17 protein-coding genes are annotated in these 19754 nt (G+C 32.1%); all 17 read left to right on the forward strand.

What is annotated here, in order from left to right; all coding sequences use genetic code 11:
* The first annotated feature begins 12 nt into the window (after positions 1-12).
* Entirely contained in the window at positions 13-1188 is a 1176-nt protein-coding gene (locus Q5O86_RS08160; RefSeq protein ID WP_302626650.1) for a glycosyltransferase, read from the forward strand.
* Positions 1189-1199: 11 nt separating this feature from the next.
* Complete coding sequence (locus Q5O86_RS08165; protein ID WP_302626651.1) at positions 1200-2294, forward strand: glycosyltransferase family 4 protein; 1095 nt, start codon at positions 1200-1202, stop codon at positions 2292-2294.
* A 12-nt stretch (positions 2295-2306) separates the two neighbouring features.
* Positions 2307-3317 (forward strand): glycosyltransferase family 2 protein, encoded by a 1011-nt coding sequence (locus Q5O86_RS08170; RefSeq protein WP_302626652.1) that lies wholly within the window; start codon positions 2307-2309, stop codon positions 3315-3317.
* A 69-nt stretch (positions 3318-3386) separates the two neighbouring features.
* Positions 3387-4355: a glycosyltransferase gene (locus Q5O86_RS08175; protein ID WP_302626653.1), complete on the forward strand. Its 969-nt coding sequence runs from the start codon at positions 3387-3389 to the stop codon at positions 4353-4355.
* A gap of 19 nt (positions 4356-4374) precedes the next feature.
* A complete protein-coding gene (locus tag Q5O86_RS08180; RefSeq protein WP_302626654.1) occupies positions 4375-5577 on the forward strand; it encodes a glycosyltransferase family 4 protein in 1203 nt (400 codons plus the stop codon).
* Between the two features lie 37 nt (positions 5578-5614).
* A complete protein-coding gene (locus Q5O86_RS08185) occupies positions 5615-6808 on the forward strand; it encodes a glycosyltransferase family 4 protein (RefSeq protein ID WP_302626655.1) in 1194 nt (397 codons plus the stop codon).
* A 34-nt stretch (positions 6809-6842) separates the two neighbouring features.
* Positions 6843-7967, forward strand: a complete 1125-nt coding sequence (locus Q5O86_RS08190) for a glycosyltransferase (protein ID WP_302626656.1) — start codon at positions 6843-6845, stop codon at positions 7965-7967.
* Positions 7968-7977: 10 nt separating this feature from the next.
* Complete coding sequence (locus Q5O86_RS08195) at positions 7978-8760, forward strand: phosphorylcholine transferase LicD (RefSeq protein ID WP_302626657.1); 783 nt, start codon at positions 7978-7980, stop codon at positions 8758-8760.
* 73 nt (positions 8761-8833) lie between these two features.
* Entirely contained in the window at positions 8834-9772 is a 939-nt protein-coding gene (locus tag Q5O86_RS08200) for a glycosyltransferase family A protein (protein WP_302626658.1), read from the forward strand.
* Between the two features lie 46 nt (positions 9773-9818).
* Entirely contained in the window at positions 9819-11009 is a 1191-nt protein-coding gene (locus tag Q5O86_RS08205; RefSeq protein ID WP_302626659.1) for a polysaccharide pyruvyl transferase family protein, read from the forward strand.
* An 18-nt stretch (positions 11010-11027) separates the two neighbouring features.
* Positions 11028-12563: a lipopolysaccharide biosynthesis protein gene (locus tag Q5O86_RS08210; RefSeq protein WP_302626660.1), complete on the forward strand. Its 1536-nt coding sequence runs from the start codon at positions 11028-11030 to the stop codon at positions 12561-12563.
* A gap of 1 nt (position 12564) precedes the next feature.
* On the forward strand, positions 12565-13455 hold the full coding sequence (locus Q5O86_RS08215; RefSeq protein WP_302626661.1) for an aldo/keto reductase: 891 nt from the start codon (positions 12565-12567) through the stop codon (positions 13453-13455).
* Positions 13456-13465: 10 nt separating this feature from the next.
* Entirely contained in the window at positions 13466-15265 is a 1800-nt protein-coding gene (locus tag Q5O86_RS08220; protein ID WP_302626662.1) for a Coenzyme F420 hydrogenase/dehydrogenase, beta subunit C-terminal domain, read from the forward strand.
* Positions 15266-15386: 121 nt separating this feature from the next.
* Complete coding sequence (locus Q5O86_RS08225; RefSeq protein WP_302626663.1) at positions 15387-16217, forward strand: immunoglobulin-like domain-containing protein; 831 nt, start codon at positions 15387-15389, stop codon at positions 16215-16217.
* 2 nt (positions 16218-16219) lie between these two features.
* Positions 16220-17641, forward strand: coding sequence for a polysaccharide biosynthesis tyrosine autokinase (locus Q5O86_RS08230; protein ID WP_302626664.1), 1422 nt, complete (start codon positions 16220-16222; stop codon positions 17639-17641).
* Complete coding sequence (locus tag Q5O86_RS08235) at positions 17631-19247, forward strand: polysaccharide biosynthesis tyrosine autokinase (RefSeq protein WP_302626665.1); 1617 nt, start codon at positions 17631-17633, stop codon at positions 19245-19247. Before Q5O86_RS08230 ends, Q5O86_RS08235 begins: the two co-directional genes overlap by 11 nt.
* Positions 19237-19740, forward strand: a complete 504-nt coding sequence (locus tag Q5O86_RS08240) for a VanZ family protein (RefSeq protein WP_302626666.1) — start codon at positions 19237-19239, stop codon at positions 19738-19740. The genes Q5O86_RS08235 and Q5O86_RS08240 overlap by 11 nt, the downstream gene beginning before the upstream one ends.
* Positions 19741-19754: the final 14 nt, after the last annotated feature.

Consider the following 19754-nt stretch of genomic DNA (forward strand, 5'->3'; position numbering starts at 1 on the left):
GGAAGTTAGCTCATGAAACAGAGAATGATGAATACTTTTTTTAGGATTACAAAAAGTAAAGCATTGGCTAAAATTTTAGCACACATAGGATATGCTATTTTAACAGTTTATTATCATATTTTCAGACGAATTATTATAAAAGGAAAGAAAAGCTCTTTAGATGCAGGAGAGGCGAAGAAGAAGCTGGAGGTTAGCAGGCCGAAACCTGAGATGCAAAGTGAGATTATTAATAATCAAAATGACGAGAGCGTGGATTTATCGATTATTGTCCCTGCATACAATGTGGAAAAGTATATTGAAGAATGCATTTCATCAATAATATGTCAAAAATCAAAGTATAGTTATGAAGTTATTATCGTAAATGATGGAGCAACAGACCGGACAGACAGTATCATAAAAACATTCACAGATAAAAAAATAAGATATATTGTCCAGGAAAATCAAGGATTATCAGGGGCCAGAAATACAGGACTCAATATAGCAGTGGGGAAATATGTAATGTTTGTGGACTCTGATGATATTTTAGAAGATGATAGTATTAATCAGTTGATGGATGCTGTTTTTATGAATCAGGCCGATATAGCAATTGGTGGATATTATACGTTTATAGAAAAGGATAAAGAGAAACAATATTTTGTAAAAGAGAGACAGGTAATAGATAAAAATCCGGATATAGCAGTTTGTAATATGGGGTTTGCATGGGGAAAAGTTTGTAGAAGAGAATTGTTTTATAATTTAAGATTCCCAATGGGAGCATGGTACGAAGACACAATTATATGTAATGTTTTATATAGAATGAATGTAAAGATTGCAGTGATTGACCGGCCTGTATATGGGTATCGTGTAAATCCAAAGGGAATATCGAAGACAGCCAGAAATTCCGTTAAGACGATAGACCATTATTGGGTAATGGAAGATGCATTATGTCAGGCTGAGAAAAATGGTCTAAAAAATGATGCATTACAATATGAATTGGTTTTGAATCATATGTCCACAATAATGTACCGGCGGTTGTCACTCATGGAGGAGACTATTATTGAAAGTGCATTTATTTTAGCATGTGATATGCTGGATAAAATAAGACCGGATGGATATAAAGTAGAAGGAAAAGTTATACATAGAGATATAGAAGACGCTTTTAAAACCAGAAATTACAAGTTATGGAAATTGGCAAGTTTTATAGTATAAAAAGGATAATTATGAGCAGTAACAAGAAAAGAGTGTGTTTTTTTTCGGGCGATATCACAAGAAGTGGTGGAACAGAGAGGGTTAGTTCGATAATAGCAAATGAGTTGCAGCAGTATAACAAGTTTGATTTATGTTTTTTAAGTTTATTTGAAAAGAGAAAAAGAACATTTTTTCCTTTGGAGGAACAAATAAAAAGGTTTACTTTATATGATAAAGAGGTAAGCGGTGCCAAACACTTTTTTGGATATATATATAGAATCCATCGATTCGTTATCCGGGAAAAAATAGATATATTAATCGATATTGATGGAATATTGGATATGTATTCTATTCCTGCGCTCATGTTTACGAAAGTAAAACTCATTTCATGGGAGCAATTTGGATATTATCAAAACCCCTATGTAAATTATAGAAAGTTTACGAGAAAATGGGCGGCTAGAAAAGCAGATGCCATAGTTGTTCTAACAGATACAGATAGAGGATACTATGAAAAAGAAACCAATATAAAGGGAAAGCTTGTTAGAATTTATAATCCAATAGAAAGAAATGCGCGCGAACACCAATATAATCTGGAAAGTAAACAGTTGATTAGTGTTGGAAGGCTGAATCAGGAAAAAGGTTTCGATATGTTAATCGATATTGCAGAAATTGTCTTTAAAAAGCATACTGATTGGAAATGGATTATTTTGGGTGAAGGGGAGGAAAGAGTTTGGTTAGAAACGAAAATAAGAGAAAAGAAGCTTGAAAAACATATAGTGTTGATGGGAAAAGTGAATAATGTTAATGATTATTACCAGGAATCCGCAATATACGTTTTAACATCAAGGTTTGAAGGGTTTGGTTTGGTATTGACAGAGGCGAAAAATATGGGTTTACCGTGTGTCAGTTTTAGATGCCCTGCCGGACCGGGAGAGATTATTGAAGAAGAAGTGAATGGATATTTAGTGGATTGTTTTGATATAGAGCAAATGGCAGAAAAAATAAATTTATTAATAGAAGATGGTAATCTTAGAAAGAGTTTCTCTGACAGAGCTATGGTTGGAACGGAGAAGTTTATGTTGAATATCATTGGGGAGCAATGGAAAAAACTATTAGAGGAATTATAAAGGAAGTAATCAATGAAAGAGTTAGTGTCAGTCATATTACCAATATATAATGTAGAAAATTATTTAGAGAAGTGTGTAAATTCGGTACTCAGTCAGACATATCATAATTTAGAAGTGATTTTAGTAGATGACGGAGCCAAGGATAACAGTGGTAAAATTTGTGATGAATTGAAAAAAAAAGATAAAAGAATACGGGTTGTGCATAAAGAAAATGGAGGATTGTCTTCGGCCAGAAATGCGGGATATGAGGTCGCAACGGGCAAGTATTTAATGTATATTGATAGTGATGACGAGATTAAGAGCGAGATTATTGAGAAATGCGTGTCAGTAATAGAACGTGATGAATCTGATTTGGTTATTTATGGATATGATAAAGTTGATGAACAGGGCAATCTTTTGGAAACTTGTGTATGGGGGAACAAATTGTTATCCAATAAAGAAATGGTATCTTATTTGTATAATGCAATACAGGAAATGTCATTTGGATATGCATGGAATAAGTTATATAGAAAGTCGGTCATTGACAAATCAGAAGTGTTAGCAGATGCCAAAGTAATAGACAGAGAAGATTTGGTCTATAATATGGAATTATTAAAGTATTTTAGAAAAATATCATATTTAGATTATTCAGGATATAGATATTTACAAAGAAATACAAGCCTGTTACATAATTCAAATTTGGCAAGGCTGGATGGTGTGGAATATTTCGTTAAAAGAATAAAGAATATTGATGTGGGAAATGAAAAAGTAAACAGTAAAGTTTTTAATATGACAGTTTTACACTATTTGGCAGATTGTATTATAAAAAATATAATTTGGAATGATGAATTAGGCAGCAAAGAAAAAAAGAAAATTATGCAGGAAATAATAGATAAATGTCCATTTATTAATTGTTTATATGACGATATAGATAATGGAAGGCATTTACGGTTACTATACAAAAGTATTGTCAATAAAAAGGCTAAGTATTTTATTTGGTATGTGAGATTAGGAGACTTAAAAAGAAAAATCCTTAATAGATAATGTCATTTCCGGCATGAATACAGAAGAAATCAGGTATAGACGCAATATCAAAAAGAGGTTAACACAAAAATGGATAAAGTGAGTATAGTTATTCCTGTGTATAATGCAGATAAATATATTAATCAATGCATTCAGAGTGTTGTTTGTCAGAAATATGAAAATATAGAAATTATAATCATAGATGATTATTCTACAGATAACAGTTTGAATAGATGTAAACAATATGAAAAAGAAGACAATAGAATAAAAGTATATCAGGCGAATGGTAAAGGGGTAAGTGCGGCAAGAAATACAGGAATTTCTAAGGCTACGGGAAAGTATATTTGTTTTCTGGACAGTGATGATGCGTATGAAACAGCATATGTGGAAACAATGTTGTATGAAATCAATAAAGATAAAAGCGAGTTGGTTGTTTGCGGTTATAAGGAGATATATAGTAAGGAAGAAAATAACAAGCGTGTAAGTAATCAAAGTTTATCCGTGGAAGAGTATTTAAATATTATGGTATCAAATCGAGAGACAGAAGATATGGTTAATTACCCATGGAATAAACTTTATGTAAGACAAATTTTAGACGACAATAATATTAGGTTTGATGAGACAATTTCTGTGTCAGAAGATGCATTGTTTAATATGATATATTTGCAGCATATAAATAAAGTGACAGTAATAGAGGAATGTTTATATAAACATTATATGGTTGAAGGTTCCCTGGTCAACAGTAAAATTGAATTGGACAAGCAGAAAGATACTTTACTAATGATATTTAAAGAATATGAAAGGAATTATTCCATAAGAAATATGGAAGATAAATATAGGACAGTAATAGGGAAAAAGTTGTTATATTATTTTTTGCGATTGTGTCAAATTTATAAAGGAGACAAATTAAGACAGATTATAAAAGAATTACATCATACTGATTATTTCAAATATATAAAGAAGGCTGAATGTATTAATTTAAATTACAAAATATTTAAGTGGTTATATTGTTTTAATTTGAATAGATTATTGGCAATTTATTCTGAAGTGAAGCAATAAGTAGACGAAAGGGATAGAAATGAAGATAGCAATGATAACTCCGGGATATCTCCCGGTTCCGGCCGTTAACGGAGGAGCAGTAGAGATATTGATACAAAGATTGATAGAAGGGAATGAAAAAGGGGAAGAAAATACAATTGATGTATATTCCAATGATAACATTGCTTTAGATAATTATTCATATAAAAATACAAATATTATAAAAGTAAAAATTAGCAGATACACTCAGGTTATAAATGGTATAACAAATAAGCTGTATCAAATAACAAAGAGAAAAAAGTGGAGAACATCATATGGAAGAGAAGTTATCAAACAGCTTCGAAATAAGGAATATGATTTCGTGGTGGTGCATAACAATCTGATGGCATATCGGGATATATATGAACTAACCGAAAATAAGGATAATCTTGTATATGTATTACATAATGATATTAATGTGAATGACGAAAATCATGTTATTATTGCAAAGCTCATTGGAAGAACAGCAAAAAAAATTTTGGCTGTGAGTAATTTTTCTAAAAATGAATTTGTAAAATTGACGGGCAATGGGAATATAGATGTTTTATATAATTGCGTTAAATTAGAAGAATATAGAGATATTTGTGATGACCAATATATATGCCGAATGAAAGAAGAATATGGAATTGCTGATAGTGATTTTGTGTTTATGTTTAGTGGAAGAATTGACATATATAAAGGCGTTTTAGAATTGATTAAAGCTTTTAAGAGACTTAAATATGAGAATGTTAAATTATTGGTTGTAGGTAAATCATGGTTTGATGAAGGAGAAGGAAATGATTCGTATTCTCTGGAAGTGGAAGAACAGAGCAGAGAGATAAAAGACAGGATTGTGTTTACAGGCTTTGTAAAGCCGGAAAAGATGCCTTTTTATTATAAAATGGCAGATTGCTTAGTTGTTCCTTCAATATGGGAAGAACCTTTTGGAGTTGTTGCCCTGGAGGGAATGGCAGCAGGTCTTGCACTGATTGTTACGGATTCAGGTGGTCTTACTGAAGTTATCGACGATACATGTGCATTTGTAGTAGAAAAAGAAAATGATTTGATACAAAATTTGTATGAGGCAATGGAAAAGATATATTTAGAGCCAATTATTGTTGAAAAAATGAAAAGAAATGCCATATCCCGAGTGAACTCCATTTCAGAATTTGATTCAAAAAATTATTATAAGTATTTTTGTGAAAAGTTAGAAATACATCAATAAAAATAAGCACAAACATAGATAGAAAGAGTTTTAAAGAATGAGAATTGCTATTATAACAAAAGGCGGTCTGCCTATGCCGAATGTACGAGGCGGTGGTGTTGAAACATTAACTACAGCATTGCTAAATGAAAATGAAAATACCGAAAATGAGATAGTAGTCTATTGCATAAAGAATGATGAGGCGAGGAAAAAAGGCGAAGAATATCTTAAGACAGAGTTTGTACAATTACCTTTGCAGAATAGGACGGTGTATGACAGGGCAAGATGCAGAATAACGAAAGACTTTCCCAGAGAAACACCATATTCTTTTAGCAAAGTCATGAAATTAATTAAGCGGGAAAATTTTGATAAAATTGTAATTGAAAACACGCCGTGGCAGTTTCCATATTTTGTAAAAGAATTTGGCGAGAAAGTATTTTTACATTTGCATAATGACTGGGTGAATGACAGTTGGAATGAAAATTATCAAAAGAAATTCAGGGATGCGATAAATCATTGTGGTGGCGTATTAGCAATAAGCAATTATATGAAATCCAGAGTTGAAACCATACAGGGAGTCGACAGCAATAAAATTCAGGTATTATGTAATGCTACAGATTTGGAATTGTTTTCAAAACAGATTGCAGATGAAGAACGGGAAAGTATTAGAAGTGAATTAGGAATAAAGAAAGAGGAAAGTTTAATTATTTATACAGGGAGATTGTGTGAAGATAAAGGAGTTGTGCAGCTGCTTTGTGCATTTGAAAATATATGTAAAAGATATGATACAGTTAAACTGTTGATTGTAGGTTCAGTGTCTTATGGAAAAACGACCAGCGATTCATATACAGACAGAATAAGAGATTTTATAGCAAAGTATCCGGACAAGATTGTAACGACAGGTTTTGTGCCGTATGAACAGATATATAAATATTATTCTATAGCGGATATTCATGTGATTCCGTCTATGTGGGAAGAACCTTTTGGATTGGTAGCAATTGAGGGTATGGCTGTGGGATTACCTATTATCAGTACGGATTCAGGAGGACTTGTAGAGATTTTTGATGATGATTGTGCAATTATTGTAAAAAGAAGTAATATTGTCTGCGAGTTGGAAAATGCAATCGAAGGATTGTTGACTGATAAAGAAAAGTGTCGAAAGTTGGGAGCAAAGGCGAAAGATAAGATTAAAAGACATAAAGAGTATTCATATGCTGAATATTACAACAGATTTATAGAAATGATATCATAGTATTGATGAAAAATAATTTAAATAAAGGAAATAGATGATGAGGAAAAAAATCACTTTTTATTGTGATTCAATGGACAGTGGTGGAACAGAAAAAGCAACGTTAGATTTGGTAAATAATTTATCAAAAGAAAAGTATGAGATAACAGTTGTACAGTTAGCACCAGGAGGAAAATATCACAAGCAACTTCATAGGAATATTAAATGTAAAGAAATTATACATGTTTCCCCCAAAAAGGCATTTCGGTTATATTGGTGGGCAAGAAAAATATATAATAAAATTCCAATAGCAATAAATCATAAACTGTTTATTGGTGATAAACAGGATGTGGAAATAGCTTGTGGATATGGTTATCCTACACAAATAGTAGCAAAATCAAAAAAGGCAAAAAAAATCTCATGGATACACATGGATGTCTCACTGGACCGAAATTATGTGTCAAATCTTTCAAGGGAAGAAGGAGAAGAATATTTTGAGGGAATTGATGAGTTTGTGTGTGTATCTAATGATTGTGCCATAAAGTTTAATGAGAAATTTGGGTATGAAGAAAAAACAAAGGTATGTTATAACATAGTTCCTGCGGATAACATAATAAGGCAATCTAAGGAAAATATCGATATAAAGTTTCAAACAGAGAATTTTAATATTATTAGTATAGGAAGATTGACATGGCAAAAGGGATTTGACAATTTAATAAATGCAATTCAGTCAATTATAAAGGAGAATAGTAAAATACATCTCTATATTGTTGGCGAGGGGGAGGACAGAAAACTTTTGCAAAATTTAATGAAAGATTTAGATGTCGCAGATAATATCCATCTCTTAGGACATGTCGATAATCCATATCCACTGCTTAAAAATGCTGATTTGTATGTATGTTCTTCCAGACATGAATCATTTAGTCTTACGGTAGCTGAAAGTTTAATCCTTGAAACGCCTGTGATATCAACCAGATGTACAGGACCGATAGAATTGCTTGAAAACGGTAAATATGGATTGCTTGTTGACAATAATGTAAGTGCATTAAGAGATGGAATAGCAGATATTTTAGAAAATAAAGAAAAACTAGCTGATTTGAAGAGCATGGCGTGCAAAAGAAAAGAATTTTTTGATATAAAAAAAAGTATTAAAAAATGGGAAACAATTCTCGATGAAAAATAAAGGAGAGATTATGATGAAGAAGATTGAACAGGAAGATTGTAGAAAAATATTAATCGATGTTTTGAATGAAATGGTTAAAATATGTAATGAAAACAATCTTAGATATTATCTGGCATATGGAACTTTGATTGGAGCAATACGACATAAAGGTTTTATTCCTTGGGATGATGATATTGATTTATGGATGCCGCGACCGGATTATGATAGATTTGTTGAAATTATGCAAAAATATAAGGGAAAGTACAGAGTATTAACAGCGTTAAATGATAAAGAGTACAATTATCCTTTCGCCAAGGTAGTTGATACAGAAACATATGTAAAGGAATATGAGAATACAGATATCAGAAATCTTGGTGTATATGTCGATATATTTCCGTTAGATGGATTAGGAAATGATTATAAATCAGCATTAGATACAATAAAGAGTTTAAATGTTAAGTGTTGGAGGGTATGGCAGCTCTATACGGTTAACTTTAAAAACAATGGTATTAAAGGTACTATTTTAAAAATAATAGGTAAAAAAAATCTATTTAGAAGTTTCATTCGGGCATGTAAGAAATGTTCCTATGATGAGTCTGAATTGGTTGGTATGCCTTGTTATCGTGATAATGATATAAAAATATTTGAGCGTTCGTATTTTGATAAAACAACAACAGCTTTCTTTGAAGGTTGTGAATATAACGTTCCACTGGAATATGATAAGGTATTAAAAAATATTTATGGTGATTATATGCAGTTACCGCCTGAAAATGAAAGAAAGTCGTTACATATCATGGATGCGTTTTATAGATAATAAATTTATAGAATATAATAATGAGAAATTTCAGTTGAGTTAATTTAACGAAATCATTTTAGTAGGTGAAAAAATGGATAGTTTAATCAGTGTTATAATACCTATTTATAATGCACAAAAATATTTGTCGAGGTGCATGGAATCGATTATAAAACAATCGTATAAAAATTTAGAAATAATATTAATAAATGATGGTTCTAAAGATGATTCTTTAGTGATATGCGAGCAGTATAGAAAGAATGATAGTAGAATTGTTCTGGTGAATCAGGAGAATAAAGGAGTGTCATATTGCAGGAACTATGGAGTAGGGATTGCTAAGGGTGAGTATATTATTTTTATTGATAGTGATGATTACATAAGTGATAATATGATAGAGACTCTATATTCTGAGCAAAAAAAAGAGAATGCAGATATGGTTCAGTGCGGATATCAAATCCTTTATGAAAATAATAGTATTTCAAAAAATATATATCATGAAAAACTTATTGAATCAAAAGAAAAAATATTAAAATTTTATTTTCATAATCTCGAATTGTGTGTTGTTCCGTGGAACAAACTAATAAGAAAAGAATTAATGAAAGAGATACGTTTTCCTTTAGAGCGGAGATTTGAGGATGAAGCTACCATGTACAAGCTTTTTTACAGTGCCAATAAAGTAGTAAACCTTGAGGAGTTACATTATTTTTATTATCAAAATGAATTTAGCTTTATGAATCAGGAAGCCATGAGTGCAAAAAAGATAAAGGACTTAATCAGAGCAAAAGAGGAAATGGCATTATTTATGACAGATAAATGTCCTGAGATAGAAACGGAGGTATGGAATGAGTTTTTATGGATTTTGTTTATGAATTACATAAAGATTATTAAAGGTACCGATAAAGATGCAGATTTTATTTGGGTAAGAGATAAATTTATAGAGTATTATGATAAGATGAAAAAAAGCAGAAGAATTAAGAGAACAACATTATTTGTTTTGAGATATGTTCCTATTGCTTTCAAGGTTAAGAAATAAGTATTTTGTTCAGATATAGCTCTCATTATTTTGAAAGGAAAAAAGAATGAAAAGAAATTTAATTTTATATGCACATGCTGGAAGTGGTAATCATGGGTGTGAAGCACTTGTTAGAAGTACGGCAAAATGTTTGAAAGAAGAGTATGATATAACACTTATGACAGAGAGAATCGAAGAGGATTATAAGTACAAAGCTAGTGAAAAATGTAAGTACATATATAGTTCTAAAAAGTATAAAAAGAATACTGTTGAATATTTTAAATATGCTATAAAATACAGGTTAAAGAAGAATCAGGCAAATCCTTTTCCAGCCTCCTGCTGGCAATTAAAAGGAAAATTGAATCATAGTGTGGCAATGTCAATTGGTGGAGATAATTATTGTTATGTAGACAGCAATGTGGACTGGTTATTAGAGGAGTTAATAACCAGTCATAAGTATTTTGTAGGGAGAGGAGTACCAACCGTTTTATGGGGGTGCTCTATAGAGGAAGATACGTTAAAAAATGAAAGATTATTAAAAGATATCAAAAAATTTGATTTAATCACAGTGAGAGAGACATTGTCAAAAGACAATCTTGAAAAATATGGATTGAAAGATAATGTAGTTCTTACATGTGATTCGGCATTTTTCTTAGATACACAAAAAGTATTATTACCTGATAAATTTATTGAGGGAAACACTGTGGGAATAAACGTAAGTCCGATGGTTATAGGGAATGAGAATAAAAGTGGTATAGTTCTAAGAAATTATTGCAGTATGATAGAGTATATTTTGGAAGCAACGGACATGAATATTGTGCTTATACCTCACGTCGTATGGGAAGGGAATGATGATAGGATTTCATTGAAAACTATTTATGATAAATATGCACATACAGGTAGAGTAGTACAGATTGAAGATTATAATTGCGAGAAATTAAAAGGATATATTGCTAATTGTAGGTTTTTTATAGGTGCCAGAACGCATGCGACAATAGCCGCATATTCTTCGGGGGTTCCAACATTAGTGGCGGGATATTCAATCAAGGCTAAAGGAATCGCAAAGGATTTGTTTGGAACTTATGAGCATTTTGTAGTGCCTGTGTCAGAAATGACAAGTGAGAACCAGCTATTGGAAGAGTTTCAATGGATATATGACAACGAAGCAAAAATTAGAAGTACATTGAAAAAGGTTTTGCCGGAATATAAAAATAGAATGAAAGATTCTATTAAAGCATTAGAAAGACTATATAATTAAAACGATGAGGCACAGGAAATGAAAATTGAAAGAACGAAAAATGCAACCAGAAACATAGTATATGGTGTGGTTTTGAAAATTTATCAATTGTTGGTCCCGTTTGTAGTTAGAACTGCAATGATTTATGTTATGGGAACAAAATACCTAGGCTTAGGAAGCTTATTCACCTCAGTGTTGTCTGTCTTAAATTTGACAGAGCTTGGTGTTGGGGCAGCTATGGTATTTAGTATGTATAAACCGATTGCAGAGGACGATGAGGAGAAAATCTGCGCTTTAATGCGTTTGTACAAACTGTATTACCGAGTGATTGGATTAGTAATTTTAGTGGTAGGTGTAGCAATTACACCGATAGTGCCACAGCTGGTAAAAGGTTCTGTTCCGGATGGGATTAGTTTAATTGTACTCTATTATTTGAATTTAGGTACGACAGTTCTGACCTACTGGTTGTTTGCATATAAAAACAGTTTACTTCAAGCACACCAAAGATTGGATGTGACAAGCAAGGTCACAATTGTAAATTCTACATTGTTATATGCTCTTCAAATTGGAGCAATTTTTTTGAAAAACTATTATTTGTATGTAATAGTAGGTTTGGCGACAACAGCATTGGGAAATATTTGTACTGCTGTCATTGTCAATAAAATGTATCCTCAATATAAAGCGCAAGGAAAATTGCCGAAGCAGGAAGTTAAGGCTATTAATCGAAGAATCAAGGATTTATTTACTGCAAAATTGGGAAGTGTTATTGTTAGTTCCGTAGATTCTATTGTTATATCCGCCTTTATAGGTCTGTCAACTTTGGGTGTATATAACAATTATTACTATATTATGTCGTCTGTTATGGGATTTATTACTATTATTTTTAATTCATGTTTAGCCGGAATAGGCAATAGCATTGTGACTGAATCGCGAGAGAAGAACTATAATGATTTTAAGTTAATGTCTTTTATTGTGGGATGGATTATGGCCGTTTGTATACCATGTTTTCTATGCCTTTATCAACCATTTATGAAGCTGTGGGTTAAGTATAAAGAGAATATGCTCCCGGATGACACAATAATTTTATTTTGTGTTTATTTCTTTGTGTGTGAAATATCTATGGTGTGGGCAACATATAAAGATGCAGCAGGAATTTGGCATGAGGATAGATTCCGACCATTAATTGGAGCCCTGGCAAATTTGTTTATGAATATTGTATTTGTAAAAGCATTTGGTATGGGGATATATGGTATATTATTATCAACAATATTAAGTTATATTTTAATCTCAATGCCTTGGCTGGTATATAATTTATTTCACAGGGTTTTTCAAATGTCATATTTGGAATATTTAAAAGAAATAGTTAAATTACTTTTTATGATTTTTATTATCTGTGTAGTTTCATATTTTATTTGCCTTAATATTAATTGTAACCTAATTGCACAAATCGTAATAAAAGGTATTGTTTGTTTTGTTGTTTCTAACGCAATTATCGTATTGGTCTATTTTAGAACAGGTGAGTTTAATCGTGCAAAAAGTATTTTTAAGGGAATGATATTGAGAAAGAGAGGCTGAAATGGATACAGTTAAATTATCAAATGGATTAGATATTCCATCAATAGCATACGGTTCTGCTATTGTAGACAGATATAGATATTGGAGTGATAGTAAAAAGAGTCAAATAAAATATTACGTTAAAAATTATATAAACGATAGAAATCAATATAAAAAAGATATTGGTATAAAAAATATATTAAGAAAAGAAAATGAACAAATGTTAATTGATACCTCTAGAGCTTATGGAGGGAGTGAAAATATTATCGGACAATGCGCTGATGAAAAAAGTATCGTGTGTACTAAAATATGCAATAAGGACCAAATTAATAATAGTGTAGAATTAGGATTTAATAAGAGTCTGGATGCTCTTAATAGAACTGTAATTGATATTTTGCTTTTGCATTGGCCGGTGGAAAACAAATATATAGACACATGGAGAATAATGGAGAGTTTATATAAAAAAGGTAAAGTAAAAGCAATAGGAGTATGTAATTGTAATATTCATCATTTAGAGGAAATTAAACGGGAATGTGAAATTGTGCCAATGATAAATCAGTTTGAATGTCATCCTTTATTTACGCAGAATGAACTTAGACAATATTGCAAGGAAAATAATATTAAAGTTATGGCATATACAGCCACGGCAAGAATGGATGACAGATTAAAAAATACCATACTGCCTGAGATAGCAAGAAATTATGGCAAATCAATGACGCAAATTATTATTCGATGGCATATCCAATTAGGAAATATTCCTATTATTAACACAAGTAGTTATAGACATTATGTAGAAAACAAAGATGTTTTTGATTTCGAATTGACACAAGCGGATGTTGAAAGAATTAGCAAAATTAATATTAACAGCAGATTGAGATACGACCCTGAAAATTGTGATTTTAATAAGTTATAAGGTGGTTCATATGATAGATAAAATTAGTAAAGAAAAGTGTACAGGCTGCAAGATGTGTGCAGATATCTGTCCGGTGAATGCAATTTATTATGAGTGTGATGAAGAGGGATTTTGGTATCCTAAGGTTGATTATAATAAATGCGTAAAATGTAAAAAATGTTTACAGTATTGTCCCTCATTGAATATAGAAAAAGTTGATAGGAAAAATGAGCCTAAGGTGTATTCTGCATGGAGTAAGGATGATGATATTAGGATATCCAGTACATCCGGTGGGGCATTTTATGAGATTGCCTTTAAATTTATGGAGAATGGGGGTGTCGTTGCAGGTTGTACATACGGTGATGACTGGAAGTCTGCGCACCATATGATTGCACATAATGAAGAGGAACTCTTAAAAATTAAAGGTTCAAAATATTTTCAAAGTGATACAGAGCAGATATATTCCGAGGTGAAAAAAGAATTAGATGAAGGAAAAAAGGTACTGTTCTGCGGAACACCTTGTCAGAATGCGGCTTTGAATATTTTTTTAAATGGAAAATATAACAATATATATTATTTAGATTTTATATGCAGAAGTATTAACTCACCAAAAGCATTTAAGGAATATATTGATGAATTAGAGAGAGACCACCATTCTAAAGTCGTAAATGTACATTTAAAGGATAAGACAAAAGGTTGGCAAAGTCTGGCTACCAGAGTAGAGTTTGAAAATGGAGAAGTTAGTTTAAAGGATAGAAATGAGGATTATTGGATAAAAGGTTTTATATTGAATGATTTATATACAAGAGAGTCCTGTTATCATTGTCAGTATAAAAAGCTGCCACGTTTTGCTTCTGATATATCGATAGGCGACTTTTGGGGTATTAAAAATAAATCAGACGAGGATATGTTTAAAGGAATATCCGTATTAATTGTTAATAGTGAAAATGGACAAAAATTGCTAGATGAAGTTAAAGATAGATTTACTATAAATAAAATGGATATGGAAGATGTCTTACCGGGAAATCCGGCATTGCTCAAAAACCCCGTTAGAACAAAGAAACAGGATAAATTTTTTAAATTAATTAAAAAACATAGTTTTAGTGAAAGTGTAAGAAAATGCATACAACCTTCTAAGATAAGAATTTTGTGGAAAAGATTAAAAAGACCATTGCATATTATGAAAAAATTCATAATAAATCCGGATGAAATTAGTTGGAAAAAGTATATCTATTACAATTATTTCTGCAAGAGTATTATCAGAGAGGGAAATGGAAAGATAATACCGTACAAAAATGCAATCATTAATATTGATAAGACAGCAAAAATTTATGTCAGGGGTAGAAATATAGAATTTGGAATCAATAAGTTAAAAGGTTCTAAAGCAGAAACTCATATTAGAATAGAGGCAAATGCAGTGTGGGAATCTAATAATGGTTGCGGATTGTTCTATAATACAGTTTTTGAAATGAAACCTAATTCTCATTTTTCCAGTGGTTATTTTACTGCAAATGGAGGAAGTGTAATTATTGTCGCTAAAAAGATGACTTTTGGGGAAGATGTTATGTTGGGGAGAAATATTATTGTATATGATAGTGATTTCCACAAGGTGTATAATTCCAATGGAGAAGTCGCAAAGCCGGAAGAGGTTGTTATAGAGGACCATGTCTGGCTCACCTCTAATATAACTGTTTTAAAGGGAGTAACAATTGGAAAAGATTCTTTAGTCACAGCTCAGACTGTAATAAGAAAAGACTTTCCGGAGAAGTCTCTTATAGGCGGAGGAGCAAGTGGAAAAGTGATTTCTAATAATGCTCATTGGGGAAGGTAAAAAGAATTAAGAGAAAAAGTGCAGTATGGCTGCACTTTCTTTTATATAACTACCAGTTGACATCTTGTATATTATTTGAGAGAATTATAAACAATAATGTCTTATTATGTATGGAGGAAGAATGAGAATAATAAAATCATTAATTGTTGTCATATTTTTGGCTGTTACTATCGTATTTTCGGTCAATTATTATAGAGAAAAAACAGCAAGCAATAATACAGCACCGACAATTGAATTTGGACAGGATTTATTAGAAGTATCTGTCAAGGATAAGGAAGATGTTTTGCTCAAAGATGTTATTGCCAAAGATGTTGAGGATGGAGATATTACAGACAGAGTTGTTATTGAAGGAATTTCAAAATTTGTCGACAAGAAAAATCATATCAGTAATATAACTTATGCTGTGGCAGATTCTGATAATAATGTCGTAAAAAAAACAAGGCAGATTCAATATAAAGATTATTCAAAACCGCGTTTTACTTTATCACAGCCCTTATGTTTTGATGTAGGCTCTGATGTAAATGTACCGGATGTTTTAGGGGCGGTAGATGACGTGGATGGTGTTATTAACGAGAAAGTTAAAATTTTGTCCAGTATCGCTTCTACGAGAGTTTCAGGCTCTTATGTTATTACCGCACAGGTTACGAATAGTCTTGGAGCAACTTCTAAAATGAAGGCAACTGTTTCTATCAGACAGGGGAATAACCTAAGTCCGACAATTCAGTTAAAGGAAAACATTGTTTATCTGGAAAAAGGGGATAAATTTGATGAGAAATCTTATATTAAGTCGGTCAGGGATAGTAAAGGAAAGAGTTTGTCAAAAGATTTAGTTAAAGTTGTAAAGTCATCAGTGAATACAAAGGCAGCAGGCAGTTATATGGTACAATATGCGGTAAGCCAAGAGGAGGGTTTTGAGGAAACTACAAATCTTGTCGTGATTGTGGAGGATTAAGCATGTCGAATAGAAAAATATTTAATATACGTAATATAGACCTGTATTCTCTCAGCAAAGATTTACTGCGTGGATTATGGATTGTAGTTATGGTGGGTTGCATTGGTGTTATGTTAACCTATACCTACATTAAAGATACTTATGAGCCTCAATATAGCAGTTCAGCCATTTATGTGGTTACCCCAAGACAGAGTACAGGGTATGTTTATACGAACAAAAGATTTGCGGAAAATGTTATAACGGTATTTCAAAATCTTATGAATGCTGATATTATGCGCACCCGTATTAGAAAAGAGCTCCATACAAATATTAATGATGCGAATATTACTGTTGATTTAATTACAGAGACAAACTTAATGAAGATTACGGTTGTCTCCGGAAATCCCGTGAAATCTTTTAAGATTATAGATGCTATTATGAATAATTATAACGAACTATCGGAATATTTGAATTCTGATGCGGTTTTTGATACCCTGCGAGAGCCGGTAGTTTCAGAACATCCGGATAATGGGTTAACACCTCAGAAGAAGTCATTGGAAATGGGATTTTTTGCGGCGTTTATTACAGCTCTTATTTTATCAGTAATCAGCATAATGAGAAAAACCATAAAAACAGAAAGTGCTGTGGAAGAACAACTGGATACAACTCTGCTCGGAGCAATTTATCATGAAAATAAGAACAGAACAATAAGAGCTAAAATAGTACAGAGGGTAAAAGTGTTGTTGATTACAAGCCCTATTATTTCAACAAAATTTATCGAATCGATTCATAATATAAGAATTAAGATGGAGTATGAACATGAGAGACATCCGGAAAAGAATGTATATATGATTACAAGTGTATGCGAAAATGAGGGAAAGTCTACCGTGGCATTGAATATTGCTTTATCTTTTGCAAAAGAAGGAAAGAAAGTGATTGTGATTGATGCCGACATGAGAAAGCCGGCTATTGCCAAAATGCTGGATATTCCAAAAGATGAGATTGTAGATTTTATAAAACTTTTGCAGGGCGAATGTGGATTAGACGAGGTACTATATAAAGAAGAAAAAATGGGATTGAGAATTATTATGTCTACAAAAGGACATGCCAGCACCCATGAATTGATGAAATCAGGGGCTATGAGAGACTTGATTTATAAGTGCAGCCAGATGGCAGATTATGTTGTTATTGATACACCACCTATGGCATTAGTATCTGATGCGGAGGCATTGTGTGATGTGGTCGACTTTGTATCCATCGTAATTAGGCAGGACTATTCTTATGAAAGAGATATTGTGAATAGTATTAATCTGGTGAATGATTCGAATGCAAAGTTATTAGGTTGTATTTTAAATGATTATAAAGTATTTAGAGTGGATGCTAAAGCACATGCCTATGGGTATGGACAGAGTAATGAAAGGGCGGTAGAAATATATGACGAGTGATAATTTAAACCGCATTGGGAATACAAGTGAACCACAGACAAAAAGTCTGGCCGAAATTATGGAAAGTTTTATGGGAGCTTTTACAAAACTGTGGTGGATATCTATAGTATTAATGATTTTAGCAGGGATGTTGGGGTATTTTAAATACAAAAGTGATTATGTTGCAATGTATCAGTCAGAAGTCACTTTTTCCATTACATCGCCGGAATATGATGGACCGGACGAAACCTATACAGATAACACACAGTTAGCTTCAACACTAAGTGTAAGTTTTGATTATTTGATTAACAATGAAGTATTTTATGAAATTATTCAAAAAGACTTGGGACTAAATTATGTACCGAGTATTATAACTGTTTCAGCAGTTCCGAATACAAATATTTTAAGTATTATTGCACTGGGAAAAAACCCGGAATTAAACAATAAAGTAATAGATTCGATTATCAATAACTATTCTGAGGTTGTGGAGTTTGTATTAGGAGAAACTAAACTTACAATATTAGAGCAGCCTATGGGAAGCGACGAGGCGATTAATGCGTATGAACCTACTAAGGCTATTATAAAATATGGATTTATTGGTTTTATTTTGGGATTGTTGCCAAGTGTGGCATATGCATTTTTCGTAAGAACCATTAAGTCTAAGGAAGACATAGAGAAATATCTTAGCGTTACATGTTTTGGAATATTACCGGTTGTGAATGTAAACAGAAAAGAAAAAAATGCAAGCTGCTCTATATTAGATAAAAAGATTGGTTTTAGATACCTTGAGGCAATGCGTACAATTACATCACGTTGTGAGAGAGAATTAGAGAAGAATCAGTGCAAAGTGATTCTTATTACCAGTACGCAGGAAAATGAGGGAAAAAGCACATTTGCAATGAATTTATCGTATTCATTATCCAAATTGCAGAAAAAAGTAATGCTTATCGATGGAGATTTGAGAAAACCGGAGCTTCGCAATAAAATTAACTCGGAATTGATAAGAGCTGATTTAGAAGATTATAGTATGGAACAATTTCTTAACAGGGAGGTTAAGAGCAATAGGGCAATAGCAAATATTAAAGATACAAGAGTTATTTTGTTAGCACCGAATAAGCCGGCTAAGAATACCGTGGATTGTTTAAATTCTTCCTCGATGGAAAACTTTATTAAAGAGGGCAGAGATGTTGTAGATTATATTATTATTGACGCACCTCCCTGCAGCGGAATTTCAGATGCGGCTGTTTTGGCAAAATATAGTGACGGTGTGATTTATGTTGTAAAAGAGGATACAGCTAAAGTAAATAAAATTTTAGATACTATTCAGGAGTTTTCCTATACCAGGATACCTATTATTGGTTGTATTTTAAATGGAAGTGTAGGCAGACTTAAACTTTCATATGGCTATGGAAAATATGGCGGTTATGGTTATGGAAAACGTTATGGCGGCTACGGTTACGGCTATGGTAGTTATGGCGGATATGGCTATGGTGAATATGGGGAAGTATCAGACAAAGAATTTAGGACAAAACCACGAAAAGTATCAAAACATATTGCGCTGGAGACCACAGAGGAACAGAAAAAGGCATTAGAAGCCGAGAGACAGAATAAAAAAGATGAGTTATAATAAAATTAGAAAATATGTCATAATATTATTTGTTATTTATATGATACTATTGTTTATGGTACTGATTTTAAAGTTTCCAACCGGAATGATAAGCGAGAGTGTACAAGCATGGATTGGTGGGGGTGAGATAATCAGGTTAAAGCCACAATTTGTACCATTTGGTACTATTATTCCTTATATAGAACAGGCTCATGAATTATCCGATTGGTTTGTAAAAAATCTTGCGTGTAATATTATTATGTTTATGCCGTATGGTTTTCTGTATCCCATTGTGACAAGGAAACAAGATTGTCTATTGATAAGAACTGTCTGTTCAGCATGTCTGTTGTCAGCAGGTATTGAAATTACTCAATATATCACGGCATTTGGATGTTGCGATATTGATGATGTTATACTAAATACGTTAGGGGCTGTGATAGGATTTGGAATTTACCGTGCTGTGTATAAAAAAATAATAAATTTCATAGTTTTTCAAAAAAGAGAGAAAAACTAACTGAGAAGTAGTAT

Source organism: uncultured Eubacterium sp., from assembly GCF_937958975.1.
Taxonomy (GTDB): Bacteria; Bacillota; Clostridia; order Lachnospirales; family Lachnospiraceae; genus Eubacterium_G.

Excerpts from the sequence above, each read along its gene's own strand:
- Q5O86_RS08210 (WP_302626660.1), top strand. The coding sequence starts at position 11,028 with ATGAAAATTGAAAGAACGAAAAATGCAACCAGAAACATAGTATATGGT.
- Q5O86_RS08190 (WP_302626656.1), top strand. The coding sequence starts at position 6,843 with ATGATGAGGAAAAAAATCACTTTTTATTGTGATTCAATGGACAGTGGT.
- Q5O86_RS08195 (WP_302626657.1), top strand. The coding sequence starts at position 7,978 with ATGATGAAGAAGATTGAACAGGAAGATTGTAGAAAAATATTAATCGAT.
- Q5O86_RS08200 (WP_302626658.1), top strand. The coding sequence starts at position 8,834 with ATGGATAGTTTAATCAGTGTTATAATACCTATTTATAATGCACAAAAA.
- Q5O86_RS08225 (WP_302626663.1), top strand. The coding sequence starts at position 15,387 with ATGAGAATAATAAAATCATTAATTGTTGTCATATTTTTGGCTGTTACT.
- Q5O86_RS08205 (WP_302626659.1), top strand. The coding sequence starts at position 9,819 with ATGAAAAGAAATTTAATTTTATATGCACATGCTGGAAGTGGTAATCAT.
- Q5O86_RS08160 (WP_302626650.1), top strand. The coding sequence starts at position 13 with ATGAAACAGAGAATGATGAATACTTTTTTTAGGATTACAAAAAGTAAA.
- Q5O86_RS08220 (WP_302626662.1), top strand. The coding sequence starts at position 13,466 with ATGATAGATAAAATTAGTAAAGAAAAGTGTACAGGCTGCAAGATGTGT.
- Q5O86_RS08235 (WP_302626665.1), top strand. The coding sequence starts at position 17,631 with ATGACGAGTGATAATTTAAACCGCATTGGGAATACAAGTGAACCACAG.
- Q5O86_RS08185 (WP_302626655.1), top strand. The coding sequence starts at position 5,615 with ATGAGAATTGCTATTATAACAAAAGGCGGTCTGCCTATGCCGAATGTA.
- Q5O86_RS08240 (WP_302626666.1), top strand. The coding sequence starts at position 19,237 with ATGAGTTATAATAAAATTAGAAAATATGTCATAATATTATTTGTTATT.
- Q5O86_RS08165 (WP_302626651.1), top strand. The coding sequence starts at position 1,200 with ATGAGCAGTAACAAGAAAAGAGTGTGTTTTTTTTCGGGCGATATCACA.
- Q5O86_RS08215 (WP_302626661.1), top strand. The coding sequence starts at position 12,565 with ATGGATACAGTTAAATTATCAAATGGATTAGATATTCCATCAATAGCA.
- Q5O86_RS08180 (WP_302626654.1), top strand. The coding sequence starts at position 4,375 with ATGAAGATAGCAATGATAACTCCGGGATATCTCCCGGTTCCGGCCGTT.
- Q5O86_RS08175 (WP_302626653.1), top strand. The coding sequence starts at position 3,387 with ATGGATAAAGTGAGTATAGTTATTCCTGTGTATAATGCAGATAAATAT.
- Q5O86_RS08230 (WP_302626664.1), top strand. The coding sequence starts at position 16,220 with ATGTCGAATAGAAAAATATTTAATATACGTAATATAGACCTGTATTCT.
- Q5O86_RS08170 (WP_302626652.1), top strand. The coding sequence starts at position 2,307 with ATGAAAGAGTTAGTGTCAGTCATATTACCAATATATAATGTAGAAAAT.